Genomic DNA, 16,158 nt, shown 5'->3' with positions numbered 1-16,158 from the left:
CCGGGTTGGCGGGTGGTGGGGTGCCCGGACTGCTGCGCTTTACGTCCGGGCACCCCACCACCCGCCAACCCGGCACCTCCCGTGGGTGGGTGGGAAAGAAAAGGGGGGAGCGTGTCAGACGAATGAGGCGTAGGTCAGCCAGTGGGCGAAGAGGGCGGGGTCGCCCAGGAGTTCGATGCGGTCGTCGGTGGGGGAGCGGCGGCCGTAGAGGGTGAGCAGGAGGTCGGTGAGCGGGGCCCGGAGGGCGGTCGTGGCCTTCTCGTGGGCGCGGCGGTGCGTGAGGCGGTCGCCGGTCAGGTCCAGGATCCACTCGGCATGCAGGGCGGGCGGGGCGTCGGTGGCGTGCAGGTGCAGGGTGCGGCCGGGGCCGAACAGTCCGTCGGCGCGCGCCGCCCACCGTTCGGCCATCACCGGCAGCGCGCACAGTTGGAGCCACTCCTCGACGGCGTCGGCGGCGAATTCCGGCCGGACCTCGTAGCCGGCGCCCGTGGTGAGGGCGGCGTCGGCGCGGTGGACCACCGTCTCGAAGACCATCCGGCGGGCCCAGAAACCGGCCCGGTGGTCGGTCGACCAGGACCAGACGGCGGTGTCCGGGCCGGCCTCGCGCAGCGCCGCCACGGTGCGTTCGGTGCCCTCGGCCAGCCAGGCGTCGAGCGCCTGGGGCGTGTCGTCGTCGGGCCCGGCGCCCCCGGGGACGGCGGCCTCGTCGATCGGCCCGGGGCGCGGCTGGTGACCAGCGCCCCGGCCCAGCGGTGTGCCCCACCGAGGTGGCGGGCGAGGTCGGCCAGCGTCCACCCGGGACAGCTGGGCACCTTCGCGCCGAGGTCGGCGCCGCCCAGCACGGCACGGAACCGCTCGCCCTCGGCGAGGAGTTCCTCAGTACTGAGCGTGCTCGAAGGCCCCCCGGAGAACGACGGCCGGACGCGCGAGCGGTTCGTTGCGACTCATGCTCGCACGCTACTGCCCGAGCCCACCCCGAGACCCGCACCCACCCGTCTTTCCCCACCTACCCACCCACGGGAGGTGTCGGGTTGGCGGGTGGTGGGGTGCCCGGACGTAAAGCGCAGCAGTCCGGGCACCCCACCACCCGCCAACCCGACACCGCACCCCAACAAGCCCCGCGCAGCGGCAACGCGCCGCAGGCGCAACAGCGAAACCCCCACGGCGGAACAGCCGACAACGTACGACAAGCCCCGCGCAGCGCCTAGGCGTTGAGCTCCGCCAACACCCGCAGCGTCTGGGGGTCGCGAGCGGTCACCAGTAGGTCGGTGACCGGTCCGGCGCGCCACAACTCCAGGCGTTCGGCGATCCGTTCGCGGGGCCCGACCAGGGAGATCTCGTCGGCGAAGGCGTCCGGAACGGCGCGCACGGCTTCTTCCTTGCGGCCTTCGAGGAAGAGGCGTTGGACCCGCCGGGCCTCGTCGGCGAATCCCATCCGGGCCATCAGGTCGGCGTGGAAGTTCTTCGCGGCGTGGCCCATGCCGCCGATGTAGAAGCCGAGCATCGCCTTGACCGGCAGGAGTCCTTCGGCCACGTCGTCGCAGACCACGGCGCGTGCCATGGGGGCGATCAGGAAGCCGTCGGGGGCGTCGGCGAGCGGTTCGCGGTAGACCTCGGGGCGGGTGGGCGACCAGTACAGCGGTAGCCAGCCGTCCGCGATGCGGGTGGTCTGGGCGACGTTCCGGGGGCCCTCAGCGCCCAGCAGGATGGGGAGGTCGGCCCGTAGGGGATGGGTGATGGGCTTCAGCGGCTTGCCGAGGCCGGTGCCGTCCGGCCCCTGGTAGGGCAGCGGGTGGAAGCGGCCGTCGACCGTCACCGGGGCTTCGCGGGCCAGGACTTGGCGGATGGCGGCCACGTACTCCCGGGTGGCCGTCAGTGGGCTCTTGGGGAACGGCCGGCCGTACCAGCCCTCGACGACCTGCGGCCCGGACAGTCCCAGGCCCAGCAGCAGCCGGCCGCCGGAGAGGTGGTCGAGGGTGAGGGCGTGCATCGCGGTGGCGGTGGCGGTGCGGGCGGCCATCTGGGCGATGCCGGTGCCCAGTTTGATGCGGGAGGTGTGCGCCGCGATCCAGGTGAGTGCGGTGAACGCGTCGGAGCCCCAGGCCTCCGCGGTCCACACCGAGTCGTAGCCCAGTCGCTCGGCCTCGCGGGCGAGTTCGAGGTGCCGGGGGTCGGGGCCGCGGCCCCAGTAGCCGAGTGCCAGACCGAGTCGCATGGCTCCGCCCCTCCGTCGACGACCGGTTGCCGTCCAGGGTTGAGTGATCGTCAGTTCGCCGTCCGCGCGCACTGTACGGGTCCGTCGCGGACATGGCAACGGCCCCCCGCCCGGGAGGGCGAGGGGCCGGACCGGCCCGGGGGCCGCGACGGGAGCGCGGGGGGCGGCGGCGTCAGCCGCGCTGGATGCCGGTGGTGTCCTGGAGGATGCCGCGCCGACCGTCCTGGGTCTGCGCGATCAACGCGGCGCCGCGCTGCTCCACGGCGAGGTACCAGGTGCCGGGCGCCAGTTCGGCGATCGGCGCCGGCGAACCCTCCTCGCCGTACAGCGGACGGGCCACCGGCACCGCGAACCAGAACGGCGAGAAGTCCGCCGGGCTGCCGGCCGCGGCGGTGGCCCCCGCCGCCCCGCCGGCCGTGGCACCGGAGTCGGCTGCCGGCGCCGGCGGGCCGCCGTAGCCCTGACCGGGCTGCTGCGCACCGCCGGGCTGCTGCGGTCCGCCCGGGTAGCCGTAGCCGCCCTGCTGCTGCGCGCCCGGGTAGCCGTAGCCCTGGGTGCCGCCGCCGGCGGTGCCGTACGGGTGGGCGACCTGCGGGCGGGCCTCGCCGATCAGGGCGACCTTCAGTGCCGGGACGAGTGGGGTGGCCACCGCGGCGCCGGCCTGCGCCAGCGCGGCGATCAGGCCGATGATCAGGCCGACGCCCGCACCGCCACTGCCGAGGATGGCCCAGAACGCGGTCCAGGCGGCGAACACGGACAGCGCCACGCCGAACTGCCCGAGCTCCAGTCCGGCGACCTTGCGCGGCTGCGGCAGCGCCCGCGCCGTGACGATCAGCGCGGCCGCGATGACGCCGGCCAGGTAGACGCTCATCAGCAGCGCCAGCGATTGCCAGGCGTTGGCGCTGCCGTACGAGGAGAGGTTGAGGAACGAGGCGATCAACAGCAGCACCGCTGCTCCGATCACCACGCCGTCGCCTCGACTGAGGGAGCGGATGTTCACGTAAAGGTCCTTTGTCGGTTTCGTGTTCCTGGTCGACTTCGTGCGGGCGTCGACGGTGTCGCTGGCGCGCGGTGCGAGGCACGGCGATGGCCCCCCATCGTAAAGGGAACCTATCGTCGAATCCTGTGGGCCGCTCCAGGTAACGGTGCGGCCCGCGGACGGAAGTCCGTTCGGCTGGTTCGAAAATCCGTTCAACGCGCCAAGAAGTCCGTAATGCCCTCCGTGATCCCGCGCGCCGCCTTTTCCCGCCACTGGGCGTCGGTCAATTGCGCGGCGTCCTTCGGGTCGCGCATATTGCCGCACTCGATGAAGACCTTCGGCACCGTGGAGAGGTTCAGTCCGCCGAGATCGGAGCGGACGTCCAGCCCGGTGCCGTGACCGACGTAATTGGAGCGGGCGCTTCCGGTCGCCGCCGCGAAACGGTCGGCCAGGCGCTCGCCCAGCTGCCGCGACGGCCCGACGATGGCCGACGTGTCGGCCGCCCCGGCGCTCACCGGCGCCGGCAGGATCACGTGGAAGCCGCGGTTGCCGGGGTCCGACCCGTCGGCGTGGACCGAGAGCGCGGCATCGGCGTGCACCTCGTTGCCCGCCGCGGCCCGCTCGTTCACGCACGGCCCGTACGGCCGGTCGCCGTCCTGGGTGAGCACGACCTTGGCGCCCTCCGCCTTCAGCAGCGCCCGGGCCCGCCGGACGACGTCCAGGGTGAACTCCGCCTCGGCGTAGCCCCCGTTGGTGGCGGTGCCGGTGGTGTCGCACTCCTTGCGCTCGTTGCCGATGTCCACGAGCCGGGCGATCCGTTCCGTGTGGTCGCGGTTGTGCGGGTTGTGACCGGGGTCGAGCAGCACGGTCCGGCCCTGGAGGCGGTGCGCGCCGTCGGTGGGTGCCGGGCCGCCCGTGCCGTCCGTGGGGGCGCTGCCGCGGTCGGTTGGTGACCCGGACGCGGCGGCGCCGGCGGGGGCGGGGCCGCCACCCGGCGACCGCCACACCAGCCAGCCGCCGACCCCGACGGCCATCACCACGGCCACCAGGATCAGGAGGATGCCGCGCGAGCGGCGGGGCGGGGGGAAAGTACTGCCGTTCGACACCTGCGCGATCGTAGCCTGCTCAGATTCCGGCCCCGGTGCGCCGCAGGACGCGCAGCGAACGGTGCGCGCCGACCTCGGTGAACGCGCCGGACGCCAGGGCCCGGCAGTAGATCCGGTACGGGGCCTGGCCGCCGTCCGCCGGGTCCGGGAACACGTCGTGGACCACCAGCAGCCCGCCGTCCGCCACGTGCGGGGCCCAGCCCTCGTAGTCGGCGGTGGCGTGCGCCTCGGTGTGCCCGCCGTCGATGAAGACCAGGCCGGCCGGCGCCTGCCAGACCGCCGCGGCCTGCGGCGAACGGCCCACCAGGGCGATCACCCGGTCCTCCAGGCCCGCGGCGTGCAGGGTGCGGCGGAAGGTCGGCAGGGTGTCCATCCGGCCGACGACCGGATCGACGACCTCCGGGTCGTGGTACTCCCAGCCGGGCTGCTGCTCCTCGCTGCCCCGGTGGTGGTCCACGGTGACGGCCGTCACCCCGGCGGCGCGGGCCGCCTCGGCGAGTAGCAGCGTGGAACGGCCGCAGTACGTGCCGATCTCCACCAGCGGCAGCCCGAGCGCGGCCGCCTCGGTGGCCGCGGCGTACAGGGCGAGCCCCTCGTCCACCGGCATGAAGCCCTTCGCCGCCTCGAACGCGGCGAGGATCTCCGGCCGGAGCGGGGTCGGGGCCGTGGGGGCGGTCATGGGCGTCCTCCTGGTGGGTGCGGCCGGGCTGCGGCGGCGGTCGGGGTCGGCGGGGTGCCGGCCGGGCGGGCCGGACGGGCCCGCGGGGCGTACGGGGCGTGCGCTATGGATCGTGCCGTACGGAGCGTGCGGGAGCGGAACGGGGGTCGGCCGTCTCCCGCCCGGCCTGCGGCGCGAGCCCCTCCGCCGTCCCCTTCTTCTTCCGTTTCTCTCCCGCGCCGTGCCGCTTCCGGTTACCGGACGGCCGTTCCCGACATCCGGGAATGCGTCGATTCCGCTCCCTCGGAACGCGGGGCGGCGCGCCCGCTTCGCAGCGCCGCGCACCGAACCGCCCGGAATACGCGCGGGGAAAGGCCGGTCGATAAACCGCCGGCGGATCCGCGGCCGAAATGGCGAACGTCCGCCCGCTCGGAATTCACCGGGCCGTTTCCCGCACGGGGCCGATCGTTTCCCGCCGAAGGGCGACGGTTCCCCGCCCGGCGGGCGACCGTTTCCCTCCGCTCCTGACCTTCCGTCAGATTGGAACGTGTTCTACTCTGCCCGCCATGGGCATCGGAATCACGCAGGACCATCGTGACCTCGCGGAGGCGACGCGTGGCTGGGCCGCGCGCGCCGTACCGCCCGAAGACGTGCGCAAACTGCTCGACGCCCCGGCCGCCCGGACCGGCCGCCCCGCCCACTGGGACGGGCTCGCCGAACAGGGGCTGCTCGGCCTCCACCTGCCGGCGGCCGCCGGCGGGGGCGACGGCGACCTGCTCGACCTCGCCGTCGTGCTGGAGGAGTGCGGCCGCGCCGCTCTCCCCGGCCCCTACCTGCCCACCGCCCTCGCCGCCGCCCTGCTGCACCGCGGCGGCGCCCCCCGCGCGCTGGTCCGGGCGCTGGCCACCGGCGAACGGATCGCCGCCGTCGCCCTCGGCAGCGGCTCGCTCAGCGCGGTGGAGGGTGCCGACGGCTACCTCCTCGACGGCGCCGCGCCGCCCGTCCTGGCCGGCGGCGACGCCGACCTGATCGTGCTCGCCGCGGAAGCGGCCACCGGGACGGTGTGGCTGGCGGTGGACGCCGCCGCGCTCACCGTCCGCGTCCAGGAGAGCGCCGACCCGACCCGGCCGACTGCCGAGGTCCGCGCGGACGGCGCGACCGTCCCCGCCGACCGGCGCCTGGCCGTCGACGGCGCCCTGGTCCGCGACCTCGCCGGGGTGCTCCTCGCCGCGGAGGGCTGCGGCACCGCAGCCTGGGCGCTGCACACCGCCGCCGCGCACGCCGCGGTCCGCGAACAGTTCGGGCGCCCGATCGGCCAGTTCCAGGGCGTCAAGCACCTCTGCGCCGAGATGCTCGTGCGCTGCGAGAAGGCCCGCGCCCTGGTCTGGGACGCGGCCCGGGCCGTCGACGCACCGCCCGAGGTGCGCGGCCTGGTCGCCGCGCTGGCCACCGCCACCGCCCTGGACGCCGCCGCCGACTGCGCCAAGGACTGCATCCAGATCCTCGGCGGCATCGGGTTCACCTGGGAGCACGACGCCCACCTGCACCTGCGCCGCGCCGTCACCGCCCGCCAACTGCTCGGCGGCGGCGACACCCACCGGCTGCGCGCCGCCCGGCACGCCACGGCCGGCGCCCGCCGCGAACTCCAGCTGGAACTCCCCGCCGGCGCGGCCGAGTTCCGCGACCGGGCGCGCACCGCCGTCGACGCCGCCCGCGGCCTGGACCCCGCCGCCGCCCGCCGCGCACTGGCCCCCACCGGCTACGCCGCACCCCACCTGCCCGCCCCCTACGGACGGGGCGCCGGCCCCCTCGAACAGCTCGCCATCCAGCAGGAGATGGCCGCCGCCGGCGTCCGGACCGCCGAACTGGGCATCGCCACCTGGGTGGTGCCGGCGCTCCTCGCCCACGGCACCACCGCCCAACAGGAGCACTACCTGCCGCCGACCCTCCGCGGCGACGTGTCCTGGTGCCAACTGTTCTCCGAACCGGAGGCCGGCTCGGACCTGGCGTCGCTGCGCACCCGCGCCGAGCGGACGGCGGACGGCGGCTGGCGGATCAACGGCCAGAAGGTGTGGACGTCCGCGGCCCGGACGGCCGACCACGGCATCCTGCTGGCCCGCACCGACCCGGACGCGCCCAAGCACCGCGGCCTGACCTTCTTCGTCATCGACATGTCGACCCCGGGCATCGACGTCCGCCCCCTGAAGGAGATCACCGGCGACGCGCTCTTCAGCGAGGTCTACTTCGACGACGTGCTGCTCCCGGCGGACGCGGTGGTCGGGGCCGTCGACGACGGCTGGCGGGTGGCCCGCACCACCCTCGGCAACGAACGCGTCCACATGGCCGACCAGATGACCTTCGACACCGGCCTGGAGGCCCTGCTGGGCCGCTCCGCCGAACTGGACGGAGCCGTCCACGCCCGGGTCGGCGCGCTGCTCGCCGAGGCGCACGCGCTCGGCTGCATCGGCCTGCGCACCACGCTCCAGCAGGTGGCGGGCGAGGAACCCGGCGCCGGCGCCAGCATCCGCAAGCTGGTGCAGACCGCGCACCAACAGAAGCTCGCCGACCTGGCCCTGGAACTGCTCGGCCCGGCCGGCGCGGTCCGCGAGGGCCCCGGGGAGCGGGCCCTGCACGGCTTTTTGATGTCGCGCTGCCTGACCATCGCCGGCGGCACCACCCAGGTGCAGCTGAACGTCGTCGCGGAACGGCTCCTCGGCCTGCCCCGCGACCCGGAACCCCGCCCCCTCATCTGACCCCCGCTCCCCGCTCCGCCCCGCATCCGCCCGTCACCTGGCCCCAGGAGGATCCGCATGGCCGGCACGGCGTACATCATCGGCGTCGGGATGACCCGGTTCGAGAAGCCGGAGACCCGCGATTGGCAGTACTGGGACATGGCGAAGGAGGCGGGCGGCGCGGCCCTCGCCGACGCCGGGATCGGCTACGACGCCGTCGAGCAGGTGCCGGTCGGCTACTGCTACCAGGCGTCCACGGCCGGCCAGCGCGCCGTCTACGAACTGGGCCTCACCGGCGTCCCCGTCTACAACGTCAACAACAACTGCGCCACCGGCTCCACCGCGCTGATGCTGGCCCGCCAGTTCGTCGCGTCGGGCCTCAACGACTGCGTCCTGGCGCTGGGCTTCGAGAAGATGAAGCGCGGTGCGCTCGGCGCCGGCGCGGACGGCGGCGACTTCGCGTCCTCGCCGGTCGCCCGCCACTACGGCGTGATGGCCGCGGCGCACGGCTTCGAGATGACCCCGCCCACCGCCCAGATCTTCGGCAACGCGGCCCGCGAGCACATGGCGCGGCACGGCACGACCGCCGAGCAGCTCGCCATGGTCGGCGCCAAGAACCACCGGCACTCCGCGCACAATCCGTACGCGCAGTTCCGGGACGTCCACACGGTCGAGGAGGTCCTCGCCGCCCGCACCGTGCACCGTCCGCTCACCAAGCTCCAGTGCTCGCCGACGTCCGACGGGGCCGCGGCGGCGGTGGTGGTCTCCGAACGCTTCGTCCGCGCGCACGGCCTGGCGGACCGCGCCGTGGAGATCGCCGGACAGGCCATGACCACGGACACCGAGGAGAGCTTCGCCTCGGGGTCCTGCATCGACGTCGTCGGCGCACCGATGAGCCGGGCCGCGGCCCACCAGGTCTACGAGGCGAGCGGCCTGGGCATCGAGGACGTCGACGTGATCGAACTACACGACTGCTTCTCGATCAACGAGCTGCTGACCTACGAGGCGCTGGGGATGTGCCCGGTGGGGGAGTCGGGCAAGCTCGTCGCCGAGGGCGCCACGACGTACGGCGGGCGCTGGGTGGTCAACCCGTCGGGCGGCCTGATCTCCAAGGGGCATCCGCTCGGCGCCACCGGCCTGGCGCAGGCGGCCGAGCTGGTCTGGCAGCTCCGCGGCACGGCCGGTGACCGCCAGGTCCCCGGCGCCCGCGTCGGCCTCGCCCACAACATCGGCCTGGGCGGCGCGGCGGTGGTGACGCTGCTGCGGAAGTGAGGGACGGAGTCCGCGTTAACTCTTCGCATTGCGCGGGTAGTTGGTTCCCCGGGGGCCCGCGTGACCCCTAGGGGACCACCGCCCCCACCCCTTACGGCCCGCCCCCACGCCCCGCCCCGTCCTACGTCCTTCGTCCTAGGACCCGAGCGGTTGCCAGATGCACCGATATCCCGATGCGGGGGGCGAGCGTGCGGTGCGAGCATGGTCCGCATGCCCCCGATAGCCACCCCCTCCACGCTGTCCGCGTCCGCGCGCCGGACGGCCGCGCCGGCCTGGCTGGTGATGCTGCTGGTCTGCGCCGGACAGTTCCTGGTCGTGCTGGACGTCTCCGTCGTGAACGTGGCGCTGCCCGCCATGCGCTCCGGACTGGGCCTGTCCGAGCTGGGCCTGCAGTGGATCGTCAACGCCTACGTGATCACGTTCGCCGGCTTCATGCTGCTCGGCGGCCGCGCCGCGGACCTCTTCGGCCGCAAGCGGATCTTCGTCATCGGGCTGGCGCTGTTCACCGTCGCGAGCGCGGCCGGCGGGCTCGCCCAGCAGCCCTGGCAACTGATCGCCGCCCGCACCATCCAGGGCGTGGGCGCCGCGGTGCTCTCCCCGGCCACCCTCACCATCTTGACCACGTCGTTCCCGACCGGGCCGGCCCGCACCCGGGCCATTGCGACGTGGACGGCGGTGGGCGCGGGCGGCGGCGCGGTGGGCGGCCTGGTCGGCGGGGTGCTCACCGAATACCTGTCGTGGCGCTGGGTGTTGCTGATCAACGTGCCGGTGGGCGCGCTGGTGCTGACCGGAGCCGCGCTGTGGCTCGCCGAGAGCCGGCAGGGCGCCGTGCGCCGGCTGGACGTGCCCGGTGCGCTGCTGGTCACCGGCGGGCTCGGGCTCGTCGCGTACGGCATCGTGCAGACCGAGACGCACGGCTGGGGGGCGCCGGCCGCGCTGCTGCCGCTGGCCGCCGGGCTGGTGGTGGTCGCGGCCTTCGTCGTCGTGGAGGCGCGCACCAAGGCCCCGCTGATGCCGCTGACGCTGTTCCGCCTGCGGTCGGTCTCCTCGGCCAACGCCGCGATGGTGCTGTCCGGCGCCGCGATGTTCTCCATGTGGTACTTCCTGTCGCTCTACATGCAGAACGTCCTCTCCTACACGCCGCTCCAGGCCGGCCTCTCCTTCCTCCCGCACTCGCTGTCCATCGTGCTGGGCTCGAAGCTCGCGCCCCGGCTGATGAACCGGCTCGGCGCCAAGACGCTGGCGATCAGCGGTGCGGTGGTCTCGCTGGCCGGCATGGGCTGGCAGAGCCTGCTGACGGTGGACGGCACCTACGTGGGGACGATCCTCGGACCCGGCGTCCTGATGGCGCTGGGCGCCGGGCTGACCGCGACGCCGGTCGCCGCCATCGCCACCTCCGGCGCCGACCCGGCCGACCAGGGCCTGGTGTCCGGCCTGATCAACACCTCGCGGCAGATGGGCGGCGCGCTGGGCCTGTCGGTGCTCTCCACCGTCGCGGCCTCCCAGATCGCCGCGGGGCACGGCCGGACGGCCCTGGCCGACGGCTACGGCACGGCCTTCCTGGTGGGCGCGGCGGTGCTGGCCGCCAGCATCGCGCTGATGGTGCTGGCCCTGCCGCGCCGCCGGACGGACCTCGTCCACGGCTGACCGCGTCTACGGCCGGCCGCGGCCACGGCCGACCGCGGCCCGGCGGCCCGCGCTACAGCCAGCCGTTGCGGCGGGCCGCCCGCACCGCCTCGATGCGGTTGCGGGTGCCGGTCTTGCCGATGGCGGCCGAGAGGTAGTTGCGGACGGTGGCCTGCGACAGGTGCAGCTTGGCGGCGATGTCGGCGACCGTCGCGCCGTCCACCGCGGCGGTCAGCACGTCGCGCTCGCGCTGGGTCAGCGGGTTGGGGCCGGCGCTCAGCGCCGCGGCGGCCAACCCGGGGTCGATCACCCGCTCACCGGCCAGCACCCGGCGGATCGCCGCCGCCAGGTCCTCCACCGGCCCGTCCTTCACCAGGAAGCCGGACGCCCCGGCCTCCATGGCGCGGCGCAGGTAGCCCGGCCGCCCGAACGTCGTCACGATCAGCACCTTGCACGACGGCAGTTGGTCGCGCAGGTCGGCGGCGGCGTCCAGGCCGCTGCGGCCGGGGAGTTCGATGTCCAGGAGTGCGACGTCCGGACGGGTCTCCAGGGCCGCCGCGACGATCTCGTCGCCGGCCGGGACCTGGGCCACCACCTCCATGTCGTCCTCCAGGCCGAGCAGCAGCGCCAGCGCGCCCATCATCATCCGCTGGTCCTCGGCCAGCAGGAGCCTGATCACCGGGCCCACTCCTCCGTGTTCGCCAGATCGGCCGCGTCCACCGGAAGTTCGGCGGTGACGCGGAAACCACGCCGGCCGTCGGGGCCGCTGCGCAGCGTGCCGCCCGCCGCGGCCAGTCGTTCGGTCAGCCCCTTCAGGCCCGTGCCGCCCGCCGGTCCGGGGGTGGCGCCGGGCGGTGCGGCCCCCGGGCCCGCGCCCGCGTCGGACGCACCGGAGCTTACGGGACGGCAGCCGTCGTCCGTGATCGTCAGCCGGGCCCGGTCGTCGTCCACGTGCACCTCGATCTCGCAGCGGGTGGCGCCGCTGTGCCGGACGGCGTTGGTGACGCCCTCGCGGACCACCCAGCCCAGCAGCGCCTCGGCCTGCGGGGGCAGCGGCGGCCCGGCGCGTCGCACCACCGGCTCGATGCCGGCGCCGTCCAGCGCCGAACGGGCCCGGTCCAGCTCGGTCGCCAGGCTGCCCTCGCGGTAGCCGCTGACCGCCTCGCGGATCTCGGTCAGCGCCTGCCGGCCCACCGCTTCGATGTCGGCGGCCTGGGCCAGCGCCGCGTCGAGGTTGCGGGGCGCCAGCCGGCGGACCGCCTCGGCCTTCACCACCACCACGGACAGCGTGTGGCCCAGCAGGTCGTGCAGGTCGCGGGAGAACCGCAGCCGTTCCTTCTCCACGGCGCTGCGGGCCAGTTCCTGGCGGGTGGCGCGCAGCTCGTGGATGGTGTCGAAGAGGCTGAGGACGGTGGCCGTCACCATCCCGGACAGGAACGTGCCGTAGCCGATGCTGAACGCGTTCCAGGCGTCGTCGTCCCACCAGCCGGACAGGAACCCGGCCGTGCCGCTGAGCGCGATCAGCCAGATCCCGAGCGCCTTGCCGCGCAGCGCCCGCACCGTGCCGGAGGCCAGCGACAGCAGCGGGAAGAACAGGAACCACTCGCCGCCGAAGCCCAGCGCGATGGCGAAGGTGACGGCGCTCAGCGCGGCCAGCGCGTAGAGCGGGTAGCGGGTGTCGCGCCGGTGGGGGTTGAAGGCGGAGAAGACGACCGTGATGTAGAGGGAGTTGAAGGCGAGGAGGCCGACGCCGGCCAGCCAGGGGTTGCCGGACCTGCCCTGGATGACGTTGGAGAACGCGCCCAGCCCCATCAGCAGCCAGGGCAGGAAGGCGTACCGGCCGGGGCCCTTCTCCTCCCGTTCGGCGGGCCGTGCCGGCCCGCGGCAGGGCGGCCCCGCTCCGCCGTCGGGGTCCTCGCCCCCGTCGTCCTGCCCTCGACGTACCAGTCGCATGTCGTTCCTCGCCTCGTGCCGTGCGCCATCCGCCGTGCCGTTCCTCGGGCCGCCGGTCACGGCGTCCGTGCCGCCCGGTGGTCCGCGTACACCGCGTGACCGCCGAAGACTGCCAGCCGGGCGACCGGCACCGCCACCGTCGTCGGCCCCGGTGCGTCGCGGCGCCGCCCGCCGCCGTGTCGCTCCTGAGATTACGGAGCGGGCGGGGTCGGGCGGCAGGTGCGAATGTGCGGGAACCGCACTGACAAATGTCACGGGCCGGCCGGCCGGGCGGCGTGACCCGGCCACGGCGCCACCGATATCTGACATACCGTCAGGGGTCTTCCGGGTGCGGCCCGCATCGGCTATACATGACTGCCATCGGCTAGAACGCGTTCTAGAAGTGTGGGTGCGTCGGGCCCCGGCGCACCACCTCCCGGAGCGCGGGCCCGCCGATCCGAGACGACCCCGGCGCGGCCGACGGTGCGGACGGTCGGGCCGGGGTCTCACACCGTGGTGAAGGAGCGCAGCACCCCCATGCCCATCGACGCCGCCAAGGCCACCTCCGCCGAGCCGCGGACCACCGAACTCGCCTGGGACCACAAGGACGTCCAGCTCTACCACCTCGGCATCGGCGCCGGCGCCGCCACCGCGGAGAAACCGCAGGCCGCCACGGACCCCGACGAACTCCGCTACACCCTGGAGAGCGCGCTGCACGTGCTCCCCAGCTTCGCCACCGTCGCCGGCGGCGGAATGGCACTGGCCGGCGGGCTCTCCGCCCCCGGCATCGAGGTCGACCTGGCCGCCGTCCTGCACGGCGGGCAGACCGTCACCGTGCACCGCGCCCTGCCCGTGCGCGGCCGCGCCACCCAGACCTCCACCGTCCCGGCCGTCTACGACAAGGGCAAGGCGGCGGTCATCGTGCTGCGCTCCGAAGTGGCCGACGACGACGGGCCGTTGTGGACCTGCGACACCCAGATCTTCGTCCGCGGCGAGGGCGGCTTCGGCGGCGAGCGCGGCCCCTCGGTCCGCGGCGAACTGCCCGACCGGGCGCCCGACCTGACCACCGAGCGCCTGGTCCGCGCCGACCAGGCGCTGCTCTACCGCCTCTCCGGCGACTGGAACCCGCTGCACGCCGACCCGGAGTTCGCCGCGCTCGCCGGGTTCGACCGGCCGATCCTGCACGGCCTGTGCTCCTACGGCGTGACCCTCAAGGCCGTCGTGGACACCGTGCTGGACGGCGACGTCTCGCGCGTGCGGTCGTACGGGACGCGGTTCGCCGGGGTGGTGTTCCCGGGCGAGACGCTGCGGATCCGACTGTGGCGGGAGCCGGCGGAGTCCGGCAGCGGCGGCCGCGTCCGGGTCTCGGTCACCGCGGCCGAGCGGGACGACGCACCGGTGCTGGCGGACACGGTGGTCGAGCACAGCTAGGGCAGGGGCGCGGCGGAGCACGGCCGGACCCACCGCAATGTCGTACGTACGAGAGGAGCCGCTCGGATGCGCGCAGCCGTACAGCACGAGACGGGACGGGACAAGCTGGAGGTGCTCGACGACGTCGAGGCGGTGGGGTTCGGCCCGGGCCGGGTCAGGATCAGGATCCGGGCCACCGGACTGTGCCACTCCGACCTCTCCGCGATGAGCGGGGTGCTGCCGCAGCCCGCGCCGTTCGTCCCCGGGCACGAGGGGGCCGGTGAGGTCCTGGACGTCGGCGACGGGGTCACCGGCCTGAAGGCCGGCGACCGGGTCCTGATGTGCTGGCTGCCGGCCTGCGGCAGCTGCCCGTCCTGCAAGCGCGGCCAGACGCACCTGTGCCTGGCCGGATTCATGAACGCGGGCACCCCCAACTTCAAACGCCCCGGCGGCGACGTCTTCGGCTTCGCCGGGACCGGCACCTTCGCCGAGGAGGTGGTGGTCGCCGCCAACTGCGCCGTCCCGATCCCGGACGACGTCCCGTACGAGATCGCCGCCCTGATCGGCTGCGGGGTCACCACGGGGCTCGGCGCGGCCTTCAACACCGCGCAGGTGGAGGCCGGTTCCTCGGTCGCGGTGATTGGCTGCGGCGGCGTCGGCATCTCCGTCATCCAGGGGGCGCGGGCCTGCGGCGCGGCCCAGATCGTCGCCGTCGACCCGGTGGCGGCCCGCCGCGAGGCCGCCCTCCGGTTCGGCGCCACCGAGGCCGTCGCCCCCGAGGAACTCGCCGACGCGAAGGGCCGGATCACCGCGGGGGAGGGCTTCGACTACGTCTTCGAGGTCGTCGGCAAGTCCGTCACCGCCCGCACCGCCTACGAGGCGACCCGCCGCGGCGGCACCCTCTGCGTGGTCGGCGCCGGCGCGATGGACGACACCTTCCAGGTCAACATGTTCGAGCTGTTCTTCGACGAGAAGCGCATCCTGCCGTCGCTCTACGGGGGCGCGGACGTGCTGCGCTCCTACGAGCGGGCCATCGCCCTGTGGCGGGCCGGCCGGATCGACCTCGAAGGGCTGATCACCCACCGCGTCCGGCTGGACGGCATCAACGACGCCCTGGACCAGATGCGTTCGGGCGCCGCGCTGCGCACCTGCATAGAGATCTGAGCGGAGACCCCCGGGACGGGCCGCAGGCGGACCGCACCCGGACGGCACAGGAGAGGACACGCATGGCACAGCCACTGGAGGGCCGGACCGCGATCGTCACCGGTGCCGGCCGCGGCCTGGGCCGGGCCGAGGCCCTGGAACTCGCCCGGCTCGGCGCCCGGGTCGTCGTCAACGACTTCGGCCAGCCGGGCAGGGACGGGTCGGGCGCCGCCTCGGTCGCCCCCGCCGAGCAGGTCGCCGAGGAGATCCGCGCGGCCGGCGGCCAGGCCGTCGCCCACACCGGCGACGTCGCCGACCACCAACAGGCCGGCGCGCTCGTCCAACTGGCCCTCGACACCTACGGTCAGCTGGACGTCCTCGTCAACAACGCGGGCATCCTGCGCGACCGGATGGTGTTCTCGATGACCGAGGACGAGTGGGACTCGGTCATTCGGGTCCACCTCAAAGGCCACTTCAACACCACCCATTTCGCCGCCGCGCACTGGCGCGCCCGCTCCAAGGAGACCGGCGGCCCGGTCTTCGGGCGGATCGTCAACACCTCCTCCGAGGCGTTCCTGGCCGGCTCGGCGGGCCAGCCCAACTACGCCGCGGCCAAGGGCGGCATCGTCGGCCTGACCACCTCCACCGCGCTGGCGCTGGCCAAGTACGGCGTGACCACCAACGCCATCTGCCCGCGCGCCCGCACCCGGATGACCGAGGATGTCTTCGCCGGGTTCGAGGTCCCCGACGACGGCCGGCCCGACCCGCTCGCGCCCGAACACGTCGCCCCGCTGGTCGGCTACCTCGCCTCGCCGGCCGCCGCCAGGGTCAACGGCCAACTGCTGGTCGTGCACGGCGGCATGGTCGCGATCGCGGAACGCCCCCGGATCGCCGCGAAGTTCGACACCGCGAAGGACCTCTTCAGCTACGAGGAACTGGACGGCCTGCTCACCCCGTACTACGCCGAGCGGCCGGCGCACGAGACCTTCGCGGCCGCGGAGGTGCTGGGCCTCAAGCACGACTGAGCGCGTCCGCGGCCTGCGCGGCGCACGAACGGCCGTGGCCGCCGCCCGATCCACGGGCGG

13 protein-coding genes and 1 pseudogene are annotated in these 16,158 nt (G+C 74.4%); 6 read left to right on the top strand and 8 right to left on the bottom strand.

All coding sequences use genetic code 11. The features are described from left to right. Positions 1 to 114 precede the first annotated feature (114 nt). The 6 genes and pseudogenes from ABD385_RS41555 to ABD385_RS40490 form a co-directional block, all read right to left on the bottom strand. The gene (locus ABD385_RS41555; protein ID WP_425585592.1) at positions 115 to 408 is read right to left on the bottom strand and encodes a hypothetical protein; all 294 of its coding nucleotides are present in this window, start codon (positions 406 to 408) and stop codon (positions 115 to 117) included. Between the two features lie 147 nt (positions 409 to 555). Further along, positions 556 to 842: pseudogene (locus ABD385_RS41550) on the bottom strand (maleylpyruvate isomerase N-terminal domain-containing protein); the annotation flags it as partial. A 362-nt stretch (positions 843 to 1,204) separates the two neighbouring features. Then, complete coding sequence (locus ABD385_RS40505) at positions 1,205 to 2,215, bottom strand: LLM class F420-dependent oxidoreductase (RefSeq protein WP_344585208.1); 1,011 nt, start codon at positions 2,213 to 2,215, stop codon at positions 1,205 to 1,207. A 172-nt stretch (positions 2,216 to 2,387) separates the two neighbouring features. Continuing rightward, positions 2,388 to 3,215: a hypothetical protein gene (locus tag ABD385_RS40500; protein WP_344585206.1), complete on the bottom strand. Its 828-nt coding sequence runs from the start codon at positions 3,213 to 3,215 to the stop codon at positions 2,388 to 2,390. 191 nt (positions 3,216 to 3,406) lie between these two features. Next, on the bottom strand, positions 3,407 to 4,300 hold the full coding sequence (locus ABD385_RS40495) for an N-acetylmuramoyl-L-alanine amidase (protein WP_344585205.1): 894 nt from the start codon (positions 4,298 to 4,300) through the stop codon (positions 3,407 to 3,409). Positions 4,301 to 4,319: 19 nt separating this feature from the next. Beyond that, positions 4,320 to 4,979, bottom strand: a complete 660-nt coding sequence (locus tag ABD385_RS40490) for a class I SAM-dependent methyltransferase (protein WP_344585204.1) — start codon at positions 4,977 to 4,979, stop codon at positions 4,320 to 4,322. Between the two features lie 545 nt (positions 4,980 to 5,524). On the opposite strand from ABD385_RS40490, the gene ABD385_RS40485 reads away from it, so the two are divergent. The 3 genes from ABD385_RS40485 (at position 5,525) to ABD385_RS40475 (ending at position 10,609) form a co-directional block, all read left to right on the top strand. Beyond that, positions 5,525 to 7,711 carry an acyl-CoA dehydrogenase family protein gene (locus ABD385_RS40485; RefSeq protein ID WP_344585202.1) on the top strand — a complete coding sequence of 729 codons (2,187 nt, stop codon included), beginning with the start codon at positions 5,525 to 5,527 and terminating at the stop codon, positions 7,709 to 7,711. A 57-nt stretch (positions 7,712 to 7,768) separates the two neighbouring features. Continuing rightward, entirely contained in the window at positions 7,769 to 8,962 is a 1,194-nt protein-coding gene (locus ABD385_RS40480; protein WP_344585200.1) for a lipid-transfer protein, read from the top strand. 201 nt (positions 8,963 to 9,163) lie between these two features. After that, a complete protein-coding gene (locus ABD385_RS40475) occupies positions 9,164 to 10,609 on the top strand; it encodes an MFS transporter (RefSeq protein WP_344585199.1) in 1,446 nt (481 codons plus the stop codon). A 52-nt stretch (positions 10,610 to 10,661) separates the two neighbouring features. On the opposite strand, the gene ABD385_RS40470 is transcribed toward ABD385_RS40475, so the two are convergent. Together ABD385_RS40470 and ABD385_RS40465 are read right to left on the bottom strand one after the other, a co-directional pair. After that, a complete protein-coding gene (locus ABD385_RS40470; RefSeq protein ID WP_344585198.1) occupies positions 10,662 to 11,267 on the bottom strand; it encodes a response regulator in 606 nt (201 codons plus the stop codon). Then, the gene (locus ABD385_RS40465) at positions 11,264 to 12,541 is read right to left on the bottom strand and encodes a sensor histidine kinase (RefSeq protein ID WP_344585197.1); all 1,278 of its coding nucleotides are present in this window, start codon (positions 12,539 to 12,541) and stop codon (positions 11,264 to 11,266) included. Before ABD385_RS40465 ends, ABD385_RS40470 begins: the two co-directional genes overlap by 4 nt. A 516-nt stretch (positions 12,542 to 13,057) precedes the next feature. On the opposite strand from ABD385_RS40465, the gene ABD385_RS40460 reads away from it, so the two are divergent. The 3 genes from ABD385_RS40460 (at position 13,058) to ABD385_RS40450 (ending at position 16,098) form a co-directional block, all read left to right on the top strand. Further along, positions 13,058 to 13,951, top strand: a complete 894-nt coding sequence (locus ABD385_RS40460) for a MaoC/PaaZ C-terminal domain-containing protein (RefSeq protein WP_344585195.1) — start codon at positions 13,058 to 13,060, stop codon at positions 13,949 to 13,951. Positions 13,952 to 14,017: 66 nt separating this feature from the next. Beyond that, complete coding sequence (locus ABD385_RS40455) at positions 14,018 to 15,094, top strand: Zn-dependent alcohol dehydrogenase (protein WP_344585194.1); 1,077 nt, start codon at positions 14,018 to 14,020, stop codon at positions 15,092 to 15,094. 62 nt (positions 15,095 to 15,156) lie between these two features. Then, positions 15,157 to 16,098 (top strand): 3-oxoacyl-ACP reductase, encoded by a 942-nt coding sequence (locus tag ABD385_RS40450; RefSeq protein ID WP_344585192.1) that lies wholly within the window; start codon positions 15,157 to 15,159, stop codon positions 16,096 to 16,098. Positions 16,099 to 16,158: the final 60 nt, after the last annotated feature.

This window comes from Streptomyces lunalinharesii (assembly GCF_039532155.1).
In the GTDB taxonomy this organism is placed as follows: domain Bacteria; phylum Actinomycetota; class Actinomycetes; order Streptomycetales; family Streptomycetaceae; genus Streptomyces; species Streptomyces lunalinharesii.
Note: the sequence above shows the minus strand (reverse complement) of the source record. Positions and strands in the feature narration are given on the sequence as shown.

What these genes read in the sequence shown, in the direction of transcription:
- ABD385_RS41555 (WP_425585592.1), bottom strand. Translation starts at nt 408, where the DNA reads ATGGCCGAACGGTGGGCGGCGCGCGCCGACGGACTGTTCGGCCCCGGC.
- ABD385_RS40505 (WP_344585208.1), bottom strand. Translation starts at nt 2,215, where the DNA reads ATGCGACTCGGTCTGGCACTCGGCTACTGGGGCCGCGGCCCCGACCCC.
- ABD385_RS40490 (WP_344585204.1), bottom strand. Translation starts at nt 4,979, where the DNA reads ATGACCGCCCCCACGGCCCCGACCCCGCTCCGGCCGGAGATCCTCGCC.
- ABD385_RS40485 (WP_344585202.1), top strand. Translation starts at nt 5,525, where the DNA reads ATGGGCATCGGAATCACGCAGGACCATCGTGACCTCGCGGAGGCGACG.
- ABD385_RS40480 (WP_344585200.1), top strand. Translation starts at nt 7,769, where the DNA reads ATGGCCGGCACGGCGTACATCATCGGCGTCGGGATGACCCGGTTCGAG.
- ABD385_RS40475 (WP_344585199.1), top strand. Translation starts at nt 9,164, where the DNA reads ATGGTCCGCATGCCCCCGATAGCCACCCCCTCCACGCTGTCCGCGTCC.
- ABD385_RS40465 (WP_344585197.1), bottom strand. Translation starts at nt 12,541, where the DNA reads ATGCGACTGGTACGTCGAGGGCAGGACGACGGGGGCGAGGACCCCGAC.
- ABD385_RS40460 (WP_344585195.1), top strand. Translation starts at nt 13,058, where the DNA reads ATGCCCATCGACGCCGCCAAGGCCACCTCCGCCGAGCCGCGGACCACC.
- ABD385_RS40455 (WP_344585194.1), top strand. Translation starts at nt 14,018, where the DNA reads ATGCGCGCAGCCGTACAGCACGAGACGGGACGGGACAAGCTGGAGGTG.
- ABD385_RS40450 (WP_344585192.1), top strand. Translation starts at nt 15,157, where the DNA reads ATGGCACAGCCACTGGAGGGCCGGACCGCGATCGTCACCGGTGCCGGC.